At 40.4% G+C, this 22,785-nt stretch carries 24 protein-coding genes and 1 tRNA gene; 11 read left to right on the top strand and 14 right to left on the bottom strand.

Going from position 1 to position 22,785, the window contains the following annotated elements; genetic code table 11:
• Positions 1–34 precede the first annotated feature (34 nt).
• The 5 genes from ABT310_RS10840 to ABT310_RS10820 form a co-directional block, all read right to left on the bottom strand.
• Positions 35–1,330, bottom strand: a complete 1,296-nt coding sequence (locus ABT310_RS10840) for a TRAP transporter large permease (protein WP_375323912.1) — start codon at positions 1,328–1,330, stop codon at positions 35–37.
• Between the two features lie 5 nt (positions 1,331–1,335).
• Positions 1,336–1,794: a TRAP transporter small permease gene (locus ABT310_RS10835; protein ID WP_375323911.1), complete on the bottom strand. Its 459-nt coding sequence runs from the start codon at positions 1,792–1,794 to the stop codon at positions 1,336–1,338.
• Entirely contained in the window at positions 1,791–2,774 is a 984-nt protein-coding gene (locus ABT310_RS10830) for a TRAP transporter substrate-binding protein (protein ID WP_375323910.1), read from the bottom strand. The genes ABT310_RS10835 and ABT310_RS10830 overlap by 4 nt, the downstream gene beginning before the upstream one ends.
• A gap of 410 nt (positions 2,775–3,184) precedes the next feature.
• A complete protein-coding gene (locus ABT310_RS10825; RefSeq protein WP_375323909.1) occupies positions 3,185–3,556 on the bottom strand; it encodes a GerW family sporulation protein in 372 nt (123 codons plus the stop codon).
• An 11-nt stretch (positions 3,557–3,567) separates the two neighbouring features.
• On the bottom strand, positions 3,568–4,041 hold the full coding sequence (locus ABT310_RS10820) for a hypothetical protein (protein WP_375323908.1): 474 nt from the start codon (positions 4,039–4,041) through the stop codon (positions 3,568–3,570).
• Between the two features lie 195 nt (positions 4,042–4,236).
• Here ABT310_RS10820 and ABT310_RS10815 point away from each other — a divergent pair, with 195 nt between their 5' ends.
• From ABT310_RS10815 to deoD, 6 genes are read left to right on the top strand one after another with little or no spacing between them, the layout of a single operon-like run.
• Entirely contained in the window at positions 4,237–5,322 is a 1,086-nt protein-coding gene (locus ABT310_RS10815) for an efflux RND transporter periplasmic adaptor subunit (protein ID WP_375323907.1), read from the top strand.
• On the top strand, positions 5,319–6,581 hold the full coding sequence (locus ABT310_RS10810) for an ABC transporter permease (protein ID WP_375323906.1): 1,263 nt from the start codon (positions 5,319–5,321) through the stop codon (positions 6,579–6,581). Before ABT310_RS10815 ends, ABT310_RS10810 begins: the two co-directional genes overlap by 4 nt.
• Before the next feature lie 7 nt (positions 6,582–6,588).
• Positions 6,589–7,278: an ABC transporter ATP-binding protein gene (locus ABT310_RS10805; RefSeq protein WP_375323905.1), complete on the top strand. Its 690-nt coding sequence runs from the start codon at positions 6,589–6,591 to the stop codon at positions 7,276–7,278.
• Between the two features lie 60 nt (positions 7,279–7,338).
• Positions 7,339–7,743: a hypothetical protein gene (locus ABT310_RS10800; protein WP_375323904.1), complete on the top strand. Its 405-nt coding sequence runs from the start codon at positions 7,339–7,341 to the stop codon at positions 7,741–7,743.
• Between the two features lies 1 nt (position 7,744).
• Positions 7,745–8,380, top strand: a complete 636-nt coding sequence (deoC, locus tag ABT310_RS10795; RefSeq protein ID WP_375323903.1) for a deoxyribose-phosphate aldolase — start codon at positions 7,745–7,747, stop codon at positions 8,378–8,380.
• Positions 8,381–8,389: 9 nt separating this feature from the next.
• Complete coding sequence (gene deoD / locus ABT310_RS10790; RefSeq protein WP_375323902.1) at positions 8,390–9,094, top strand: purine-nucleoside phosphorylase; 705 nt, start codon at positions 8,390–8,392, stop codon at positions 9,092–9,094.
• A gap of 12 nt (positions 9,095–9,106) precedes the next feature.
• Here the strand turns inward: deoD and ABT310_RS10785 are convergent, their stop codons facing one another.
• Positions 9,107–10,378: a mechanosensitive ion channel family protein gene (locus ABT310_RS10785; protein ID WP_375323901.1), complete on the bottom strand. Its 1,272-nt coding sequence runs from the start codon at positions 10,376–10,378 to the stop codon at positions 9,107–9,109.
• 387 nt (positions 10,379–10,765) lie between these two features.
• Between ABT310_RS10785 and ABT310_RS10780 the strand changes: the two genes are divergently transcribed.
• Positions 10,766–10,849, top strand: a tRNA-Leu gene (locus ABT310_RS10780).
• Between the two features lie 64 nt (positions 10,850–10,913).
• Here ABT310_RS10780 and ABT310_RS10775 read toward each other — a convergent pair.
• A complete protein-coding gene (locus ABT310_RS10775; protein WP_375323900.1) occupies positions 10,914–11,540 on the bottom strand; it encodes a DinB family protein in 627 nt (208 codons plus the stop codon).
• Positions 11,541–11,557: 17 nt separating this feature from the next.
• Positions 11,558–12,004, bottom strand: coding sequence for a hypothetical protein (locus ABT310_RS10770; RefSeq protein WP_375323899.1), 447 nt, complete (start codon positions 12,002–12,004; stop codon positions 11,558–11,560).
• 300 nt (positions 12,005–12,304) lie between these two features.
• Between ABT310_RS10770 and ABT310_RS10765 the strand changes: the two genes are divergently transcribed.
• From ABT310_RS10765 to ABT310_RS10750, 4 genes are read left to right on the top strand one after another with little or no spacing between them, the layout of a single operon-like run.
• Positions 12,305–13,204 carry a MerR family transcriptional regulator gene (locus tag ABT310_RS10765; RefSeq protein ID WP_375323898.1) on the top strand — a complete coding sequence of 300 codons (900 nt, stop codon included), beginning with the start codon at positions 12,305–12,307 and terminating at the stop codon, positions 13,202–13,204.
• Positions 13,205–13,212: 8 nt separating this feature from the next.
• Complete coding sequence (locus ABT310_RS10760; RefSeq protein WP_375323897.1) at positions 13,213–14,673, top strand: phytoene desaturase family protein; 1,461 nt, start codon at positions 13,213–13,215, stop codon at positions 14,671–14,673.
• The gene (locus ABT310_RS10755) at positions 14,670–15,512 is read left to right on the top strand and encodes a phytoene/squalene synthase family protein (protein ID WP_375323896.1); all 843 of its coding nucleotides are present in this window, start codon (positions 14,670–14,672) and stop codon (positions 15,510–15,512) included. Before ABT310_RS10760 ends, ABT310_RS10755 begins: the two co-directional genes overlap by 4 nt.
• Positions 15,509–15,961: a beta-carotene hydroxylase gene (locus ABT310_RS10750; RefSeq protein WP_375323895.1), complete on the top strand. Its 453-nt coding sequence runs from the start codon at positions 15,509–15,511 to the stop codon at positions 15,959–15,961. The genes ABT310_RS10755 and ABT310_RS10750 overlap by 4 nt, the downstream gene beginning before the upstream one ends.
• Position 15,962: 1 nt before the next feature.
• Here the strand turns inward: ABT310_RS10750 and ABT310_RS10745 are convergent, their stop codons facing one another.
• The 6 genes from ABT310_RS10745 to ABT310_RS10720 all read right to left on the bottom strand — a co-directional run bounded on the left by ABT310_RS10745 (position 15,963) and on the right by ABT310_RS10720 (position 22,773).
• Positions 15,963–16,529 (bottom strand): TlpA family protein disulfide reductase, encoded by a 567-nt coding sequence (locus tag ABT310_RS10745; RefSeq protein WP_375323894.1) that lies wholly within the window; start codon positions 16,527–16,529, stop codon positions 15,963–15,965.
• Positions 16,530–16,534: 5 nt separating this feature from the next.
• Entirely contained in the window at positions 16,535–17,095 is a 561-nt protein-coding gene (locus ABT310_RS10740) for a TlpA family protein disulfide reductase (protein WP_375323893.1), read from the bottom strand.
• A gap of 80 nt (positions 17,096–17,175) precedes the next feature.
• A complete protein-coding gene (locus ABT310_RS10735) occupies positions 17,176–19,443 on the bottom strand; it encodes an aconitate hydratase (RefSeq protein WP_375323892.1) in 2,268 nt (755 codons plus the stop codon).
• 103 nt (positions 19,444–19,546) lie between these two features.
• Positions 19,547–20,500 carry an AAA family ATPase gene (locus ABT310_RS10730; protein ID WP_375323891.1) on the bottom strand — a complete coding sequence of 318 codons (954 nt, stop codon included), beginning with the start codon at positions 20,498–20,500 and terminating at the stop codon, positions 19,547–19,549.
• 4 nt (positions 20,501–20,504) lie between these two features.
• Entirely contained in the window at positions 20,505–21,908 is a 1,404-nt protein-coding gene (locus tag ABT310_RS10725; protein WP_375323890.1) for a peptidylprolyl isomerase, read from the bottom strand.
• A complete protein-coding gene (locus ABT310_RS10720; protein WP_375323889.1) occupies positions 21,892–22,773 on the bottom strand; it encodes a peptidyl-prolyl cis-trans isomerase in 882 nt (293 codons plus the stop codon). Before ABT310_RS10720 ends, ABT310_RS10725 begins: the two co-directional genes overlap by 17 nt.
• Between the last annotated feature and the right edge of the window lie 12 nt (positions 22,774–22,785).

Below are 22,785 nucleotides of genomic sequence, written 5' to 3'. Positions count from 1 at the left end.
TGTGTCATTAGTCAAGATTTTATTTTTAAAAAGATTATAGCCCAAACAGACTTGGGAGCCAAAGTGTTAATTCCGGAATGTATGTGATCAGAAACAATGCCAAGATCATGGCCACAAACAGGGGCAACAATGGCTTTACCACTTTCTCAATGGATGTTTTGGCGACCCCTACCCCTACAAAGAGTACGGATCCCACAGGGGGGGTGCACAATCCAATACAGAGGTTCAATATCATGATGATACCAAAATGAACCGGATCTATCCCTAATTTCGTTACGATAGGCAAAAATATAGGGGTAAATATGAGCACAGCCGGGGTGATGTCCATAAAAATTCCCACCATGAGTAATATAATATTTATAATGAGCAAGAGGGCTATCTTATTATCGGTCATGGACAAAAGTCCTGAACTGATTTCCTGCGGTATATGTTCAAAGGAAAGTGCCCAAGACATGCTCATGGAAGCCGCAATCAACAACATAACAATAGCGGTGGTCGCCGAAGCATTCAAAAAGATATTAGGTAGTTTTTTAATCGTTATCTGTTTATAGACAAAACCCAATATTAAACTATAGAGTACTGCAATGGCCGAAGCTTCGGTAGCGGTAAATATACCCGCCACAATACCTCCAATCACTAGAACCAACAGAAATAAACTTGGAACAGCATCAACAAACGTTTTAAAAACCTGCTTTAAGGTGCTACGTTGCCCCGTACCGTACCCCTTCTTTTTGGCCCACAATATGGCGACCAACATCAGTAAAACACCAGTGATCAACCCAGGGATATATCCGGCCAGGAAAAGTGCGGCAATGGATGCCCCTCCACTTGCCAAGGAATATACAATCAAAATGTTGCTCGGAGGAATGACCAGTCCTGTAGTGGCAGAGGTAATGTTAACGGCGGCAGAAAATCCTTTGTCGTAACCTTCCTTTTCCATTTCCGGGCCCAAAATGCTGCCCATGGCAGAAGCAGAGGCCATAGCCGACCCTGCTATAGCGCCCATGAACATAGCCGATATAATATTGATCAAGGCGAGTCCTCCCGGCAAAGCACCGACCAATGTTTTGGCAAAAGCTATCAATCGGTGGGCAATTCCGCCTTGGTTCATCAATTCTCCTGACAATATAAAAAATGGAATGGCCAGCAATGCAAAACTATCCAAGCCTGTGGCCATGCGCTGTGATATGGTGGCCAATGCAGGCAAAGTCGGAACACTGACCAATAAGGTTAACATGGACGAGATAGCGATGCTCCAAGCCACGGGGGTACCGATGGCCAAAAGCCCAACAAAACTGATGATCAAAACCAGTAAGGGTATATATTCCATAAAATTCAATTCGAAATTATTTCAAAAATTTTATTGTAAATCACGATCATTCCACTCAAGGGAATCACCAGATACACATACGCCAAGGGGATTCCCAATGCCGGGGAAAGCTGTTTAAGTTCAAAAGTGGTATAGACCAACCAACCCCCTCCCGTTACCATTGTGGCCAAACAGAACAGAATGATACAACCCGACACCACCCTTTTCAATACTTTCTGATTTTTTGGACTAGCTCTTTTGGCGAGCACGTCAATGGATACATGTCCATTTTTGCCTGACACATAAGCTGCCCCCAACAATCCCAGCCAAATCATCAAAAATCGGGCAAGTTCATCCGTAAATGCACTTGGTTCCCCTATCACATACCTACTGAATACTTGCCAAAGGACATTTAAGACCATAAAGGTCATGAGCAACACGAGTATATGCCCTAAAATACCCTCCAATGTTTTTTTCAATTTCATTCGTTTGCCAATGATTTAATTTCTTGGATCATAGTGTTTAATACTGGCTCATCTTCAAAGGCCCGGTACATTTCCTGTGTCATTTTTATAAATGGGGCTTTATCGGGATATGAAATTTCCACTCCTGCTTTCCGAACTTGTTCAATTGCCTCTGCTTCCGATACCGCCCACAATTTTCTTTGATACTCCAATGATCTTTTTACCGCTTCTTGCACCCATCCTTGCTCCTGCTCTGAAAGCTTCTCCCAAAATTGGGTGCCAACAATCAAAACATCGGGCGAGAACGTATGCTCATCCAACGAATAATAAGGGCATACCTCATAGTGCTTTGAAAGGTAAAAACTGGGGGGATTGTTCTCTGCTCCATCTACCACCCCTTGTTGCAAGGAGGTATAGAGCTCTCCCCATGAAATGGGTGTGGGCGACCCACCAAGGCTTTTGACCATATTTATGGCCGTCACACTTTCCATTACCCTTATTTTTAAGCCTAGTAAATCTTCAGGCGTACTTACAGGATGGTGTTCGGTGTAAAAACTTCTAAACCCGGCATCGTAATACCCCAAACCCTTCAATCGATATTGTTCCGCATCATTCAATAAGCTTTGGCCAATAGGTCCATCGAGCACTTTAAAAGCATGCTCCCTGGTTTCAAAGAGATAGGGCAATCCCAATATCCTGGTCTTTGGGGCAAAATTCTCCAAAGTTGCTACCGACACTTTGGTCATGTCCAAACTGCCAAGTTGGATCAATTCCAATATTTCACGTTCAGTGCCCAATTGCTGATTGGGATAAATTTCCATTGTCACTTTTCCTTTGGAAATGCTATCGATGTCCTCTCCCATTTTCACCATGGCCCTATGAACGGAATGATTAATATCCAAACCATGGGCCAACCTTAAGGTTTTGACTCCGCTAACCTCTCCGCAACCAAAGGCAAAAATCAAAGCACAGCATAAAAAAAAGATTGGGGAGTGCTTCATGGGAATTCGTTTATTTTTAGTTCTTCTGCCAGAATAATATTGGTTCAAGGATTAAGCGGTTTTTAAACGGCGATATATCCTAAGCAAGAAATTTAAGAATTGATTTTTAAAAATAGAGGGGTAATCCTAATATATTCCCATTTTATATTGTTGTTTTTTATGGATACCTCAACCTTTGAATAAGTTTGTTATCAAAAATTTCAATGGCCTTGAAGTTCAAATAAAGGAAATCAGGTCATTTTGAAATCTATTCGGTTGGTCTGCATTTTTTAATTACTGAGAACTATTCAGTAATAGAGGTTTTTGTGCTTGCCGACAATAATTGCATATTACCTCCTTTCAAGAAATATAAAAACCCTTCAAAATTCAATTTGAAGGGTTTTGTTTTCCAACAACTATCAAAGTACAAATTAACTCACAACTTCTTCGTGTCTGTTACGTTCCTTAACCAATCGCTCGATTAAATCGGGTACTTTTTCAAATGCAGCTGCCAATCCGTGGGTTTTACCAGCTTCCAAAAATGAGATTTCTTCACCCTTGGTCACTAAAAATCCGATAGGTTGAATACCGATACCTGCTCCGGCTCCAGCTCCTTCTCCTTTTCGGGTTTTTCCTTCAATTCCTTCGCCTCCTCCGGAGCCAAAGCCCATACCTACTTTAATAACGGGCACACACTTAAATTCACCCAACTCAAAGGGTTCTCCGACAATGGTTTCTGTTTTGGCCTCAGACTTAATAAAGTCTGTAACCTTGTTCAGTAATTCTTCAAAATGTAATTCCATGACCTTAATTTTTAATGATTAAACAATGATTTCAACATCCTATAAGGTCTGTTCCGAATATCCAGCACCAGTCTGTTTCTATCTTCAAAATTGATATGAAAGGAAGCCACAAATTGGTTGAGCAACACAAAAACAGGATATATTTTTGCATTGGCCACATAATCGCCCGTGTCTATATCCAAATCAAATTGTTTTACCTCGAACGACTTCAAAAGCTGAAGCATTTTTTTAAAACTCACTTTCCGTTTTCGCTTGGCTTTGTTTTTTTCGGATTGTTTTTTTTGATCGATGGATTTTGTTAATGGGTAAAAACAGCGTTCATAAAAAAGGACTTTTAAACGCACCCTTAAAAGCTCTTTCTCGTCGGGTTCAAAACTCGCCTTTGCCAAGCCCCTTAACCGCGCAAAATACTTGTTTGAATCGGTGTCGATAAAAACCTGTATTGGAATAAGCAATAGCCAAAGGACCAGGAGTACAACTAACAATATTACGGCAGAAAGTATCATTAGCTTTTTGATGCAAAGGAAGTGGCCGAAAACCAAATAAACAATGACATCCGTCAGCATAACCCTTTAAAATGCAAAAAGTTAATAACTTTCGCTCCGGGCCCGAGATAATGACCAAACTCATGTTCCAAATCAGTTTTTATTGGTAATTTGAAGGCACTATTTACTACTCCAATGAAATATTCCATAGTAATCGTTTGTGTTTGCTCCATGTTATTTTCATGCAAAGACGATACGGTGAAAACCTACCCTACCAAAATGCCTCTTACCGAATCGGTATATGCATCGGCTACGGTACAGCCTGATAGTTTGTACCAAGCCTATTCCAAAGTTTTGGGTATTCTGGATAATGTCTGGGTAGAGGAGGGGGATTCTGTTAAAAAAGGTGACCCGATTCTTCAAATCACCAATACATCACCTGAACTCAACGTGCAAAATGCGCAATTGGCGTTACAACTGGCCCGTGAAAATTATGAAGGAAGGGCGGCGGTTCTCTCTAGCATTCAAGATGAAATTAGAGCCGCTACACTGAAATTGAACAACGATTCCATCAATTACTTCAGACAAAAGAACCTTTGGGACCAAAATATTGGATCCAAGGTGGAATACGATTCCAAACAACTGGCCTACGAGTTATCCCGTAGCAACCTGAACTTACTTAAAAGCAAATACACCCAAACCAAAAACGAGCTCGAAACCCAGCTTAAACAATCGGAAAACAATTATAAAACCTCTTTGACCAATTCTGGCGACTTTACCATTACGAGTAAAATTAACGGAACCGTTTATGCCATTTACAAAAATCCAGGTGAAATCATCAACACACAAGAGCCTGTTGCTGCGTTGGGCAAAACTGAAGAATTCATCATTGAACTTTTAGTGGACGAAGTGGATATTGTAAAACTTAAAATTGGACAACAAGTATTCTTAACGCTCGACTCCTACAACAATCAAGTTTTTGAGGCTACTTTGGATAAAATCTACCCTAGAAAGGATGAACGTTCCCAAACTTTTTTGGTGGAAGCTTTATTTAAATCACCCCCAAGTATTTTATACCCCGGTTTGTCCGGTGAAGGAAATATTGTTATTTCACAAAAAGAGGAGACCCTTACCATTCCAAAGGAATATCTAATTGGCGATTCCAAGGTGTTGACAGATGATGGAGAAACAACCATAACCATAGGGTTACAAAATTTAGGCCTGGTAGAGGTACTCGATGGGCTGGATGAGAAAACTGCCATTTATAAACCCGAGCCATGATCAATTGGAGCATTATATTGGGCATTGCCAAAACCCACCTACTGACAAAGATGAAATCCACCGTCACGGCCACTTTGGGAGTGACCTTTGGCATTGGGGCCTATATTACATTGGTCAGTTTTATGACGGGTTTGAATGCCATGCTTGATGATTTGGTGCTGAACCAGACCCCACATATTCATATGTACAATGAAATTAGGCCCTCCCCTATCCAACCTATTTCACGGTATCAAGGTTTTTCGGAAGCCTTACATGTTGTACATTCCATCAAGCCCAAACTAAATCAGCAAAAAATTCACAATGCCCTGCCCATTTTGAGCTATCTAAAAAAACATCCTAACGTTCGAGGGGCGACACCACAACTTCGGGCACAAATTTTTTATTTATCGGGCTCCATAGAGCTAGGGGGCAATCTTATCGGAGTAGATATTATGGAAGAGGTGAGATTATCCAATATTCAAGATAATATTGTCGAAGGGTCTCCCAAAGCCCTTAAAAACAACACCAATGGTATTTTATTGGGTGCGGGCCTTGCCAAAAAAATGTCACTTTCTGTTGGTGACCGAGTGCAAATTAGCACCGTTGAAGGAAATGTTTTTCCTTTAAAAATTGTGGGCATTTACCAAAGTGGTATTGCTGAGATAGATAATATCCAAAGTTTTGCCAACCTAAATACGGTACAGCGAATTTTAGGGGAAGCGGAAAACTACGTAACGGACATCAACATTAAATTATTGAACATTGCCGAATCAGAATCCATGGCCAGGAGCTTGGAAAAGCAATTCCATATAAAGGCCGTGGACATTAATGAGGCCAATGCTCAATTTGAAACCGGTTCCAACATTAGAAACTTGATCACCTATGCAGTTTCCATTACGCTATTGATTGTGGCAGGCTTTGGCATCTACAACATTTTGAACATGCTGATTTATGAAAAAATGAAGGATATCGCCATTTTAAAGGCCACAGGGTTCTCTGGTAAAGACGTCCAGTATATTTTTATGGCTCAAGCCATGATCATTGGGCTGTTTGGTGGCCTCTTTGGATTATTGATTGGGTTTGGGTTATCACACCTCATCGATAATGCTCCATTTGAAACGGAAGCCCTGCCCACCATCACCACCTATCCTGTCAATTTTAATCCCAACTATTATATTATTGGGATTGCCTTTGCGCTTATTTCAACATTTATTGCCGGGTATTTACCCTCCAACAAAGCAAAAAAAATAGACCCTGTTAAAATTATTCGGGGCACTTAGCACAGCTATGGACTTAGTTTTAGAAGCAAAACATATCAACAAGCATTTTCACAAGCCCAAGGATTTCCATGTGCTCAAGGATATATCTTTTAGTGTTAAAAAAGGGGAATTTGCTACCATTATGGGCAAATCGGGTTCTGGCAAATCCACTTTGCTCTATATTCTCTCCACTATGGATACAGACTATACGGGCGAATTGTACCTCAACAACCAAATGGTGACTGGAAGGTCGCAACGGGAACTATCCCGCATCCGCAACAAGAATATCGGATTTGTGTTTCAGTTCCACTATTTACTTTCTGAATTCAGTGTGATTGAAAACGTGATGTTACCGGCCAAAAAACTAGCAGAAAAATCTCAATCCGAAATTCAACGGAATGCCCTTCAAAAGCTTGAAATGTTGCACATAGGCCATTTAGCGCACCAAAAAGCATCGCGAATTTCAGGAGGTGAGAAACAACGCGTGGCCATTGCTCGAGCCCTCATCAACGACCCCTCCATATTAATGGGCGATGAACCTACGGGCAACTTGGACAGTCATAATTCCGAAAATGTGTTCACTATTTTTAAAAATTTAAAAGAGCAACAGGGATTGTCACTTTTAGTGGTCACCCATGATGAAGATTTTGCCAACCGAACTGACCGAATCATTCAAATGGAAGACGGTACCATTATGAACCATCTGGTGAACAGTTGAGAAAAATCATTTAAAACCATTCGGAATAGTCTTAAATTTATAAGATAAAACCTAAAGATCATGTTGAACTCAGAAAAAATAGGCAACGAATTTTATCAAAGCCTTGGAAAATTGTTCTATGCCGTTGCCATGGCCGATAATGAAGTTAAACCGGCAGAGGTTACAAGATTACGGCAATATGTACGTAAATATTGGCTGGATGTTGATGGTTTAGAGGATGAATTCCATACAGATGCCGCATATCAAATAGAAATAGTTTTTGATTGGCTACAAGAAGAAGAAAAAAATGCCGAAGAATATTTTGATGAGTTTAAGGAATTTTACTTGGAACATGCCGATAAATTCACTGATACATTAAAAGGATTGATTCTTGAAACTGCAGAATCCATCGCCAATTCCTTCGCAGGAAAAAACAGGGCAGAAATGTTGGCCATTTTCAAATTGAAACAACTTTTCAATCATTAAAATGTCCCTAGCCCCTTTTATCGATCATACCAACTTAAAGGCAACTGCTACACCTGCCAACATTGAACAACTATGCAAGGAAGCAATGACCTATAGTTTTTATGCGGTTTGTGTGAACGGATGTTATGTTTCTTTGGCCAAGCAAGCCTTGCAAGAAAGTAATGTAAAAGTTGCCGCCGTTATTGGGTTTCCTTTGGGGGCCATGTCCACCGAAGCTAAAGTTTTTGAGGCGGTGGATTGTGTTAAAAACGGTGCAGATGAAATTGATATGGTCATCAATGTGGGATGGCTGAAAGCCAAGAACTACGATATCGTTCGCAATGAAATAAAAACGGTTAAGGAAGCTATTGGCAATACCATATTAAAAGTAATCATTGAAACCTGCTACCTTAACGGTGCAGAAAAGGAAATAGCTTGCACTCTTTCGGTGGAAGCCAATGCCGATTTTGTGAAGACCTCTACAGGTTTTGGTACTGGAGGTGCCACTTTGGATGATGTGCAACTTATGAAACGGATTGTGGGCGACAAAGCCAAGATTAAAGCATCTGGGGGGATTAAAGATAAGGCAACGGCCCTCCGATATATTGAACTTGGGGTGAGTCGTATTGGCACATCCTCAGGACCAACATTACTATAAAACTAAAACATGAGCACGCATATTGGAGCCAAAAAAGGGGAAATTGCAGAAACCGTCTTAATGCCAGGTGACCCTTTACGTGCTAAATGGATTGCAGAGACCTTTTTGGAAAACCCTGTTTGCTACAATAAAATTCGCGGTATGTTAGGATACACTGGAACCTATAAAGGGCAACAAGTTTCAGTACAAGGCAGTGGTATGGGCATGCCTTCGGCCATGATCTATTTTCATGAATTGATCAATGAGTACGACGTGAAAAATATCATTAGGGTTGGTTCGGCGGGGTCCTATCAAAAGGAAGTTGGTCTGAACGATGTGGTTGTGGCGATGTCTGCATCCACAACTTCGGGCATCAACAATTCCAGGTTTATAAATTCGGACTATTCGCCCACTGCCAATTTTGAACTGTTCATCAAGGCCGTAAACTACGCACAAAAACATAACATTCCCTTAAAAGCTGGAAATGTGCTTTCTTCAGATGAGTTTTATAGTGATGATCCAGAAGAATACAAATTATGGGCACAATACGGAGTACTTTGTGTAGAAATGGAAACGGCAGGTCTCTATACCATCGCCGCCAAATACAATGTAAAAGCCCTCACTATTTTAACCATTTCTGATTCTTTGGTAACCCAAGAAAGTCTTTCTGCCCATGCCCGTGAAACAACCTTTAAGGACATGGTTAAAATTGCATTGGCAGCTGCTTTAGATTAAAATTCTGTAAAATTATTTGCCATCAACTGTAATTGTGGTTGGCAACTCAAAAATTTCCAATGAAAAGTAAGGCAGGGCGGCCAATAAATGGTCGAAGATATCTGCCATTACATACTCGTAGTTTTCCCAACGCTTATCGGAACTGAAGGCATAAATTTCCAAGGGAATACCTTGGGTGGTAGGTTCTAACTGACGAACCATCAAGGTCATTTTTTTATTGATGGCCGAATGGTTTTCCAGGTAATTGGTCACATATTTTCTAAACACCCCAAAATTGGTCAGGTTTCGACCATTGATCAATAATGACTTATCTATTTGATTATCGGCATTGTAGGTGTTGATTTGTTCTGACCTGACATCCATATAGGATTTTATTAACTGGATTTTGTTCAAGGCCTTGATGTCTTCCGAAGTCAGGAATTTTATGCTTTGCTGTCGAATAATCAATGCTCTTTTGATGCGTCGACCACCCGAATCTTGCATTCCCCGCCAGTTTTTGAACGAATCTGAAATAAGGGCATAGGTTGGAATAGTGGTGATGGTCTTATCAAAATTCTGGACCTTGACCGTGGCCAAAGAAATCTCAACTACATCCCCATCAGCACCATATTTATCAAAAGTGATCCAATCCCCGATTCGTACCATATCGTTGATGGTCACCTGAATACTGGCCACCAAACCCAAAATGCTATCCTTGAAAATCAACAACACAACCGCTGATGCTGCTCCCAAAGCTGTAACAAACTTCCAGACCGTAGTTTCGGTGATAATCGCAAAAATGGTTAGAATACCAATGAACCAGGCAAAAATCATAAACACCTGTACGTAGCTGTCTATGGGTTTATCCTTAAATCGAGGAAGTGTTTTTAAGTAGCCATTGATACTTTGCAATACTTTTCTGAAAATCACAAGGATCAAAAGCACAAAAAGAATGCTCATGATCTTTACGGCGACACCTTCAGCGTACTCAAAATCGGCAAATGCAACGGGTATAAACTTAAGAAAAATCAACATGGGGAGCACATGTGCCAAATAGCGGGGCACACGGTACATCACCAAAAAATTATCAAAGTTGTTTTTAGAACTTTTGGCCAACTTAATGGACACCGCCCGTAAAATTTTCCAGAGCAGAAAATCCAGCAATATGACCAAAACCAACATCCCTGCCAACAAAATGAGCAAGTTGAGATATGAGGCCCATTCCTCTCCCATTCCTGTTTCCATGAGTCGGTTGTACAACAATCGACCCAACTCCTTATCCATAAAATTCAACACTGAAAACATGGATGCAAAATTACAGTTTATAATTCAGCTTTAATACAAATTCAAATTAGATTGTCCGCTTTATTAAATCTTATCAAAAGTTGATAGCTCACTCAAATGGCTCCACAAGAATTGTAACCTAAGAAGACATGATTCACTCGGTTTTACGGTTTTGATAGCAGTCAACTGTTTTTTAAAATAATGAGATAAAAAAACATACGGAGAAACAAGGGTAGCTTTCTTATTCCATAGTCATCCCATGAATGAAAATGGTCCAGTATTCGGTAAATTCACGCGTAGCAACCAAATAGTTTTAAAAATAAGAATAGCTTACTGTGTTTTGGACAAAAAAATTATCTTTGCGAACCGAAATTTGAGCATTTCATCTCATTTTTCACAAGAGCCAAAGCCCACGTGGTGGAATTGGTAGACACGCTACCTTGAGGGGGTAGTGTTCGTAAGGACGTGCTGGTTCGACTCCAGTCGTGGGCACTTTTTAAAACGCAATCTTAATGGATTGCGTTTTTTTATACCCCAACCAGTACTACAATTAAGTCTAAAGTGTATTGAATTTTGAATATCCGGGAGGACGAACGCCATTCATTCGCAAATAGGCAACAGCTTGCGCACGATGGTGTGCTGTATGACTTTCTGCTCTTAGAATTAGATCTAAATTGGTATGACCTTCCAGATACCAAGGTTTAATTTTGTCCAACCCGTAGGTTAAGCTTTCATCGGTAACGTTATCCAAACTGGCAATTACATAATCAAACGTATTAGAAACATAGTTAGCGACCAAGGCTTTGTTTTCGTCTGGCTCCCGTTTTTGTAAATAATCTGGTTGAAATAGGTTAATAGGGTCAGGTCTATCCAAGAAAAAATCAGCCTCCATCAACGCATCAAAATCTGGATAGGTTTTGGAATCCACCAGAATACCAATAAAAGAATTGTTCGTAAACCCCAAATGCATAAAGTGCTGCGCAAAACTCATTTGTTCCATGGCAGGTCGAAATTCGAGCTCTTGCGACGGCATAGCATCCAACACAGCCAAAGTGTAGTCCTTGGATTTTTTCCATCGTTTGATTAAATCATCTATAATTGGATGGCCCAAAGATGGAAGTTTGGCAGCAATTAAAGTCAATGGTCCCAGTCCCAACAAGCCTAAAGTGAGCCTTCTTTTCATTTGGTCAGTGTTTAAATTTATAGTTTTTCCACTTCCGAAGATATATCTTTTATATCCACAACCACATGGAATTCAGGTTTTTTGGTTGTTTCCGAATGATTACTATCGAGACTGTAAATGGTAAAAACATACCTAAAAGGCCCTCTTTTCTTTTCTAATTCGGCTTGGGTCGCCACGTGGGTGTTTTCAATCTTCTTTCGGAGTCTTTTTGCTTTGTCATTGGTTCTATAAATAGCTTCCGCGGAAGCTATTTTTTCATTTTCTTCAGAAAGCCTGTTCCGAAACAATTGTTTGGCATTTAGCTGTAACTTTTGATCTAGTCTTTTCCACATCAGGGCATTTTGGGCCTCAACACTATCTAAAGTTTTCCTGCTAAGCGATACATCCATCTGAACCAAATTGATTTCCATTTCATCGGCAACAAATTCCACAGCTTTGGTAAGTCTGTAATCTTCTGTTCCCATAATCAATAAATTAAAAGTATCTTGATGTAAATTCTGCGCAAGACAAGGTGCAATACAAAAGACAAACAGGAATAAAGAGGCAAGCGTTTTAATCATGGTGAGGTTTAATAATATGTAGTAAAATACATCGATACGGAAATAAAAAAGAAAAAAATCGATATAAATCATTAAAGCGTTCACAATAATCCAAATGCACAATCCTTAAGGTGCTGAATTCCAAATAACCTTCTAAAATTTATGATAAAAAGCTAGGCCACTATTTTTTAAATTGTAAATTTGTTTAACGTTTACATTAAAAAGATGAACAACGTAAAAACATCGTTCAGTATTAGGGATATGGAGAACCTTTCCGGGATAAAGGCCCATACCATTCGTATTTGGGAAAAGAGATATAATCTGTTCAGTCCAGAAAGAACCGACACCAATATCCGCACCTATAACCTTACCAGTTTGCAAAAACTGTTGAACGTTACCTTACTTTACAACAACGGTTATAAAATTTCGAAAATAGCGAAGCTGGAAGAAGGAAAGATTCCAGCTTTGGTCAAGGATATTGTAGCTCAAAAAGCTGAAAAAAGTCACACCTTGAACTCATTTAAGTTATCGATGATCAATTTTGACCAATCGCTCTTTCTTAAAACATATAATGGCCTGTTAGGTGATAAATCGTTCACGGAAATATTCAACAAAGTTTTTATTCCGCTTTTGGAGGAATTGGGACTACTCTGGCAAACGAACACGATCAGTCCGGCGCACGAGCATTTTATCTCCAACTTGATCAAACAAAAAATTTATATCCATACGGAGCAGCTCCAAATGGAAGAGCCTACCATTTCCGACCAAGTATTTGTTCTCTTTTTGCCCGAAAATGAAATTCATGAATTGGGACTGCTTTACATTAATTACGAGTTGGCATCCAGGGGTTATAAAACCATTTATTTGGGCCAGACCATGCCTATAGATAGCTTGGAAGACCTGATTAAATATTACAACAACATCCGATTCGTGACTTATTTTACAGTATCGCCCAATAAAAATGATTTGGATGAATACTTTACAAAGTTCAAAGCCCTATTGAATAAATCTCCCAATTCCAAACTTTATACTTTGGGGTATCAAATTCAAGATATCGATACTAAAAAATTGCCAGACCATATAGAAACGTTCAAAAGCATTGAACACTTCATAAAAGCTATTTAACCATAACTATGAAAAAAGCTATTGTCGTCGGTTCTGGATTCTCTTCACTTTCTGCTGCCTGTTATTTGGCAAAATCAGGGTTTGAAGTGGAAATATTCGAAAAGAATTCAACCGTTGGCGGTAGGGCCAGACAGTTGGTTAAAGATGGTTTTACTTTTGATATTGGTCCAAGTTGGTATTGGATGCCTGACATTTTTGATAAGTTCTTTGGGGATTTTGGCAAAAAAACTTCAGACTACTACCAATTGGACAAATTGAACCCGGCTTATAAAATATTTTTTGAGGACGACACGATCACAATCGGAGATTGCATGGACGCTATTTGCGACGAATTTGAACGTATCGAATCCGGTAGCAGCAAGCACCTGAGGAATTTTATCGGTCAGGCTCAGGAAAACTACAACATTGCCATAAATAAGGTGGTATTGCGCCCAGGGCTGTCTCCCTTTGAACTTGTGACCAAGGAGACCATTTTAAAGGTTGACCAATTTTTTAAAACCATCAGTCAAGAGGTACGCAAGCGCTTTAAAAACCCAAAACTGGTTTCCACTTTGGAGTTTCCCGTACTATTTTTGGGCGCTAAACCCAGTAATACCCCTTCTTTTTACAACTTTATGAACTTTGCCGATTTCGGTTTGGGAACTTGGCATCCTAAAGGAGGCATGTATGAAATCATTAAAGCCATGAAAAGTTTGGCCGAAGAGCTTGGAGTTCAGATCCATACCGATAGTCCGGTCAGCAACATACTTGTTTCAGATGGTGAAGTTTTGGGCATTCGCTCCAAAGGGAAAAGCCATATTGCAGATTACGTGATCAGTGGAGCCGATTACCACCACTCGGAAACATTATTGGATAAAAAGTACCGACAATACTCTGAATCGTATTGGGAAAAAAGAACTTATGCACCATCATCGTTGTTATTTTATATCGGTTTCGATAAAAAATTACAGAATATAGAACATCACAATTTATTTTTTGACACGGATTTTGAAGTACATGCGCAAGAAATTTATGACGACCCGCAATGGCCAAGTAATCCTTTGTTCTATGTAAACTTCCCTTCTAAAACCGACGCCAGCATGGCCCCAGACGGGCAAGAGACCGGTTTTTTTCTGGTTCCCATTGCCCCAGGTTTAGAGGATACACCCGAATTGCGAGAGCAATATTTTGATATTGTGATAGATAGATTTGAACGATTGACCAATCAACAAATCAAAAAATCTATTATATTCAAGGAAAGTTTCTGTGTAAACGACTTTGTTGAACAGTACAATTCCTACAAAGGGAATGCGTATGGTATGGCCAACACGTTGAAACAGACTGCTTTTTTGCGACCTAACCTCAAAAGTAGTAAGGTAAAAAATTTGTTTTTTACCGGTCAGCTGACGGTTCCAGGGCCAGGAGTACCCCCCTCCCTAATTTCAGGGAAATTGGTAGCTGATTTAATCACCAAAACCATTAACAAATGAAAACTATTTTTGATGATGTTTCTTACAATTGCAGCAAAATTGTAACCCAATCTTACAGTACTTCATTTTCATTAGCCACTAAAATGTTGGCGCCTTCCATTAGGGCGGACATTTATAACATTTACGGTTTTGTTCGCTTTGCGGATGAGATTGTGGACACTTTCCATGAGTATGATAAGGCTAGGTTGTTTGAAGATTTTGAAAAGGACATGAACTTGGCGATTGAGCATAAAATCAGTCTTAATCCCATTTTAAATGCCTTTCAGCATACCTATCATCAATACGACATTCCACATCACTTGGTGGAGGCTTTCATGAAGAGTATGCGCATGGACCTCACTAAAAAGAAATACCTCACTTTTGAGGAGTATAGAGAATATATTTATGGATCTGCCGATGTGGTGGGACTCATGTGCCTTTGTGTTTTTGTGAAGGGTGACAAGGAGAAATATGAGGAATTGAAGGAATCGGCCATGGCTTTGGGTTCAGCGTTTCAAAAGGTGAACTTTTTACGTGACCTAAAAGCAGATTTTGAAGATTTAAATAGAACCTATTTTCCAAACACCAACCTATTGGAACTGGACGAAACTTCGAAAAAACGCATTGTTGATGAAATAAAAGCTGATTTTGCCCTAGGTTATTCTGGTATTGTTAAATTGCCCGAACAAGCTAAATTTGGGGTGTACACAGCCTATCGATACTACAAAAAATTACTGCACAAACTACAGGCTACCCCTCCTCTTGAAATTAAAAATGCGAGAATAAGAGTACCCAATTACCAGAAAATAGGGTTGTTGGCACAGTCTTATGTAAACTATAAACTACAATTGGTACAATGAACATAGCAATTTGGATACTGATATTTTTGGCCACCTTTTGCTTTATGGAATTTATGGCGTGGTTTACGCACAAATATGTGATGCACGGCTTTTTATGGACCTTGCATCGCGACCACCACAAAAAGGACCACGACTCGTGGTTTGAGCGTAACGATGCCTTCTTTATCTTCTATGCCGTGGTTAGCATGTGTCTCTTTTATTTGGGAAGCTACACTTCTTTTTGGTATGGATGGCCCTTGGGTTTTGGTATTTTAGCCTATGGCATTGCCTATTTTTTGGTTCATGATATTTTTATTCACCAGCGCTTTAAAATGTTTCGGAATGCCAATAACCGATATGCCAGAGCGGTACGAAGAGCCCATAAAATGCATCACAAGCACTTGGGTAAAGATGATGGGGAATGTTTTGGAATGTTGGTGGTTCCCTTTAAATACTTTAAGAACAACTAACCTATTCCGCCAATAATTGGTCTAAAAGTTCGCGGGTAGGTGATGAGTTCCAGTTTACGGCACCTTTTTCTTCCACTACTATTTTGCCACTCTTACTGATCACAAAAGAAGCTGGTATTGTAGTGCTATCCATTTCAGGTGGTGTTGGAGAAGCTTGAAAATAAACCGGAAGTTCATACCCTTTTTTCTTGATAAAAGCCGCTACTTTTTCCTTTTCATCATTGGCCACGAAGGCAAAAACCACTTTATCCTGATAATCCGCATATAAATCTGCAAAGCTTGGAAGCTCTGCCACACATGGAGGACACCAAGTGGCCCAAATATTTACCACCACCACTTTTCCTTGGGTTGAGGCAAAAGAAAATCGGTTTCCTTCCAAATCTACCAAGTCCCAACGGTAATTTTCCAAAGTAACCTGCTCATCACCATCCACCTCATCAGCATTCATCACAAACATCTTGATTTTGTTTACCATTACGCGTGCATGGAATCCCACTGGAGTGAATAAAATCAATAGAATGGCCAATATCCAGATGCCATTGCTCATTTGTTCCTTTGTGATTTTCATTTTGATTATTCTGCAATCAATGTATCCAACAGTTTGTAGACCTTATTTGTAGTCCAATCCGCAATACCCTCTTTATGTATTACGATATTTCCTGATTTATCTATCAAATAAGACGCTGGCACCTCACTGGCATCCAACGGCATTTTTTCGCCAATAATCAAATAAGTTACTGGAAACGTAAACTCATGTTCGGCCATAAAAGCCTCAACTGGAGCCTGCTCTTCATTTGTAATGATATAGAAGTCCATTTGACCCTTATACTTATCATATAGTTCTTGAATGCTCACCAATTCCGCTTCAGAAGGTAGTCGCCAAGAAGCCCAAAAGTTTACAAAAACCACCTTGCCTTTAGATTTTTCAAAATTAAAGAAGTTCCAATCGGCATCCTTGAGTTTCCAATCGTAGTCGGTGATTTTTTGTCGTTCCGAAGCTTCAATCACGTGGGGTGAAAATGAAAAAATACGATTCAACAAAAGCTTCCCATAATATCCCATTGGGGTAACAAAAAAGGATAGCACAAAAAGGAACAAAATAATATTGAGTACCGACTTTTTACTGATTTTCATCTATTGGGGATTTCGTAAAAATTAAAAACTCCTGACAGCTTTTACCCTATCAGGAGTTCCTACAAATTATTTAGATACAATTAAGCATTCTGCTTTTTGATCAAGTTCAATGCTGAACCTTCATTAAACCATGCAATTTGAGCATTGTTGTATGAGTGGTTGGCAATTACAGTGTCCTTGCTGCCATCCGCATGCACTACCTCAATGGTCAATGGCTTATCTGGAGCAAATTGATCAATGTCCAAAAAGTTGAAGGTATCATCTTCTTGAATCAAATCGTAATCACTCTCATTAGCGAAAGTCAAGGCCAACATCCCTTGTTTTTTCAAGTTGGTTTCGTGAATCCTTGCGAAAGATTTCACCAAAACAGCGGCTACGCCCAAGTGACGTGGCTGCATGGCTGCGTGCTCCCTTGAAGAACCCTCTCCATAGTTATGGTCACCCACAACGATGGTTTTGATTCCTGCTTTTTTGTATTCACGTTGGGTATCTGGCACTCCACCGTACTCTCCGTTCAATTGATTTTTAACAAAGTTGGTTTTTTGGTTGAAAGCATTCACAGCTCCAATCAAAGTATTGTTGGCGATATTGTCCAAATGACCTCTATAACGCAACCATGGTCCAGCCATAGAAATGTGGTCTGTGGTACATTTTCCAAAAGCTTTGATCAACAACTTCATCCCTTGAAGGCTTTCTGGAGTTATTGGCTCGAACGGCGTCAACAGTTGCAAACGCTCAGAATCAGTCGCAACGATTACATCTACTCCACTTCCGTCTTCCACGGGATCAACATATCCGTTCTCTTTTACTTCAAATCCTTTTGGTGGCAATTCCCAGCCTGTTGGCTCATCCAACATTACCTCTTCACCATCCTCATTGATCAAGGTGTCCGTCAATGGATTGAAATCCAAACGACCTGCAATGGCAATAGCAGCCGTCATTTCTGGGGATGCTACAAAAGCGTGTGTATTTGGGTTACCATCGGCGCGCTTGGCGAAGTTACGGTTGAAGGAATGCACAATACTGTTCTTTGGTGCATTCTTTGGGTCTTCGTAACGTCCCCACTGACCAATACATGGTCCACAAGCATTGGTAAAAATTTTGGCATCCAATTTTTCAAAGATTTCCAAAATTCCATCACGCTCCGTGGTATATCGTACCTGTTCAGAACCTGGATTGATTCCGAATTCAGCTTTTGTCTTTAATTTTTTATCCAAAGCTTGTTGTGCAATGGACGATGCTCTCGACAAATCTTCATAAGAAGAGTTGGTACAAGAACCTATCAATCCCCACTCTACTGCCAATGGCCAATCGTTAGCTATCGCCTTATCGGTCATAGTACCTACTTCGGTAGCCAAATCTGGAGTAAAAGGTCCGTTTAGCAAGGGCTTTAATTCAGACAAGTTGATTTCAATCACTTGGTCAAAATATTGCTCTGGGTTAGCATACACTTCTGGGTCAGCAGTCAAATGCTCTTTAATTTCATTTGCAGCATCGGCCACATCAGCTCTATCGGTAGCTCTCAAGTAGCGCTCCATAGACTCATCATATCCGAAAGTTGAAGTGGTTGCTCCAATTTCAGCACCCATGTTACAAATGGTTCCTTTTCCTGTACATGACATGGAAGTGGCTCCTGGGCCAAAATATTCTACAATTGCTCCAGTTCCTCCCTTTACGGTTAGGATTTCAGCAACTTTTAGGATTACATCTTTTGGTGCAGTCCAACCAGAAAGTTTTCCGGTCAATTTTACACCGATCAATTTTGGGAATTTCAGTTCCCAAGCCATACCGGCCATTACATCCACAGCATCGGCACCACCAACACCTATGGCCACCATTCCCAATCCACCGGCATTAACGGTGTGGGAGTCGGTACCGATCATCATACCTCCAGGGAAGGCATAATTTTCCAATACTACTTGGTGAATAATACCAGCTCCTGGTTCCCAGAAGCCGATTCCGTATTTGTTGGAAACCGAACCTAAGAAATCAAAAACTTCCTTACTGGTCTCATTAGCATGTTTTAAATCGGTTGCAGCACCTTCCTTTGCTTGAATCAAGTGGTCGCAGTGTACAGTTGTTGGAACGGCCACTTTATCTTTTCCGGCCTGCATAAACTGCAACAAAGCCATCTGAGCGGTAGCATCTTGGCAAGCGATTCTATCTGGCGCAAAATCAACATAATCTTTGCCACGGGTAAACTTTGTGGTCGGTGTACCATCCCAGAGGTGGGAATACAATATTTTTTCAGCTAAAGTCAATGGTTTACCAACCAGTTCCCGGGCTTTATCTACACGTTCCCCCATGGAAGCGTAGACACCCTTAATCATGTCTATATCAAATGCCATTCTATTAAATGAATTTTAAGATTTTAGTAATTTGGTAAATTTACTAAAATGCTAAGTATTTTGGAATTAGAATCAACCTAAATAATTGGCAAAAGTTTGATATCTATAACAAATGGGAGATGATGGCTTCTTCTGAGATGCCTTCGGCTTCTGCTTTGTAGTTTTTTAGAATCCTATGTCGAAGTATACCAACAGCTACCGCTTTTACATCTTCGATGTCGGGAGAGAACTTACCATGTATGGCGGCATGGGCTTTGGCGGCCAACACCAAATTCTGTGAAGCCCTTGGTCCAGCCCCCCAATCCACATAATTATTCACATAATCGGAAGCGCTTTCCATGCCCGGTCTAGTACTGTGCACCAATCGCACGGTGTAATCCACCACATTATCCGCAATTGGGATTCTGCGCACCAAATGCTGTACTTCGATAATCTCCTCGGCATTGAAAAGGCTATTGATACTTACCTCGTCATCTGTGGTGGTAGATTTCACCACTTGGATTTCTTCTGCGATGGATGGGTATTTTAATTCAATAGCGAACATGAACCTATCCAACTGTGCTTCGGGAAGCGGATACGTCCCCTCTTGTTCTATCGGGTTTTGTGTAGCCAATACAAAGTATGGCTTGTTGAGCTTGTGTTGTTTTCCGGCAATGGTCACCGCTCGTTCCTGCATGGCCTCTAATAAGGCGGCTTGGGTTTTTGGCGGGGTTCTGTTGATTTCGTCGGCAAGGATGATGTTTCCGAAAACAGGCCCCATGATAAATTTAAAGTTACGGTCCTTGTCCAACACCTCACTTCCCAAAATATCACTGGGCATTAAATCGGGCGTAAACTGAATGCGTTTAAAATCCAGTCCTAAAGTTTGCGCAATCGTGTTGACCATTAAGGTCTTTGCCAAACCGGGAACACCAATTAAAAGGGAATGTCCTCCTGTATATATGGACAGTAGTATTTGTTCAATTACCTGTTCTTGGCCAACAATGACCTTGGCAATTTCCTTTTTAAGTTCTTGGTGTTTTTTAACTAGATTTTCAACGGCAGTTACGTCAGACATTCAATTACTCTTTTACCCAGTTGTTTGCAAAATCGCAGCTTCTGTTATACTCGTTCACATGGATATAAGTGTCCTCGATATGCTCCTCCATCCACTCCTTAATGGCCTTAAATTGTTTTTCACGCAAGGCCAATTCTTGGATTTTAAGGTAATCTTTCGCGAAATCCGCCTTATGCTCGTCGTAGCGATTGGAGATTTTCATGATTTTCAACTTGGGAGCCCCTCCCCTAGGATCATCCTCACGAATCGGTCTTGAAATTTCACCATCCTTCAGGTTACGCACTTGGTTATACAAGCTTGGGTCCATTTTGGTCAATTCAAAACGGGAATCGAAGTTGATCGGGTTACGCAACAAACCTCCATCAAACTTGGTCTCTTTTTCATCTGAGAAATTAAGTGCTGCCTCGGCAAAAGTGTATTTACCATCTATTACTTGCTGACGGATGCTATCCAATTCGGTCATTGCCTTGTCGATAGCGCTTTGTGGAATTTCTGGTATCATTAGGATGTGACGAATATCTCTTTCCTGTCCTCTGATTTTCTCCACATAAATGATATGATAACCAAAGGTCGTCTCAAAAGGCTCTGAAACCTCACCCTCCCTTAAGCTGAAGGCCACGTCTTTAAATTCCTTTACAAATCCTGTTTCCTTGGTGATGCTATAAAAACCACCATTTGGTCTTGAACCTGGGTCTTGTGAATGCAAAATTGCCTTTACTCGGAAATTACCATCATTCTCCACCACATCTTGCCTAATTTCTTTTAGAGCATTGATCACCTTTTGCTTCTCCTCTTCTGGAGCTTCGGGTTGTTTTACAATTTGGGCAATTTCGAGTTCGGCTCCAAACACCGGTCTTTCATCCTCTGGAATCTTATAAAAGAACTGACGCACTTCTTCTGGGGTTACCTCAACCCCTTCAACAATTTTACTTTGCATTTGCTCGGACAACATACGAAGCTTGTTGATTTCAAAGAGCTCTTCGCGAAAACTTTCCATGTCGGGCTTTTTATAATAGCGCAACATTTTTTCCACACTACCAATTTGCTGCGAAAGTTGTTGAATTTGGGAATCACTCTGTGCATTCACTTGATCATCGCTCACCAACAAACTATCCTGTATCGCTTGGTGCGCATACAATCTATCTTCCATCAATTTGCCCAATAGACCGCAACGGGTAACATCTTCCGTAGAGGCTCCTTGGTTTTGAAGGTCTATTAAGGTTTTGTCGATATCAGACTCCAAAATCACATAGTCGCCGATTACGGCTGCAATTCCATCCAATTTTACTCTATTGGCACTGGCCGTGGTATCCTTGGATGCCAACGCCTGATCTGTTTCTTGTGCTTGCGCGGTCATGGTCAATCCCAGAAACGCTAGTGCAAAAATTCCGTTAGTTTTTATTTTCATAAACCTCAAATTCATTCTTCTTAATAGCTTCATCTATTATTTCGGTTTCCAATTTTTTTACGTAGTTCAATCGTCTGCGGTTCAATATCAATTGTTTGATATCGGGCTCTACATATTCAAATGGTGCTGTATCGTTGACTTCCAATACGTTGGTCACCATGCCCAAATATACCTCTAAGGAGTCTTGCAACTCAAAAAATTGTGATTTTTTTAAGTTCGACCCTTCATTTAAGGATGTTAATGGCGGAATTTCCTCAATTACTCTGGAAGCACTCACCCAAATGGAATCGTTAAAATGTATTTTTTTGAACTGCACCGCAATGGAATCCAAATAGGTCTTATCTGAATCACTCCAATTTCTGATTTTGTTCTTTACCCCTTCAAGATCTAAAAATTGGTTGGACATGCCCACAAACCGCAGCTGGACCAACTTTTCGCGTAGCCTAAAGTTTTCCATCTCACGTTCGTAATACTCTTGAAGCTGGTTCTTGGTAACGGCCGTATCTTGTGCTTGCATCACCAAGGCTTCAATATAGGCACGGGTGTACAAGTCGGCCCTATAATCGGAAACCAACCTATCGAATTCGGCCAGTTTTTCTTCCGGTAAATTAATCTTGGACTTGGACAGCAATAACTGTTTGGAAGCCCAATTATTTATATAATTGGTCACAAACAAAGCACTGTCTTGGGCAGACATATCATCCTGTACCAATCGGGCAATGTCTTCTTTGTATAAATATTTTTCCCCGACCCTGGCCAACGGCTGTCCTTCTTCCTCTTTATTGAAAAAATCCCCACACGAGGTGAGCAGCAATCCACTAAGCACAAAGAGAAAAGTCAGGCTATTTTTTTGGAGCTTAAGCATTTCGCAAAAATA

This window comes from Flagellimonas cixiensis (assembly GCF_042134615.1).
Classification (GTDB): domain Bacteria; phylum Bacteroidota; class Bacteroidia; order Flavobacteriales; family Flavobacteriaceae; genus Flagellimonas; species Flagellimonas cixiensis.
Note: the sequence above shows the minus strand (reverse complement) of the source record. Positions and strands in the feature narration are given on the sequence as shown.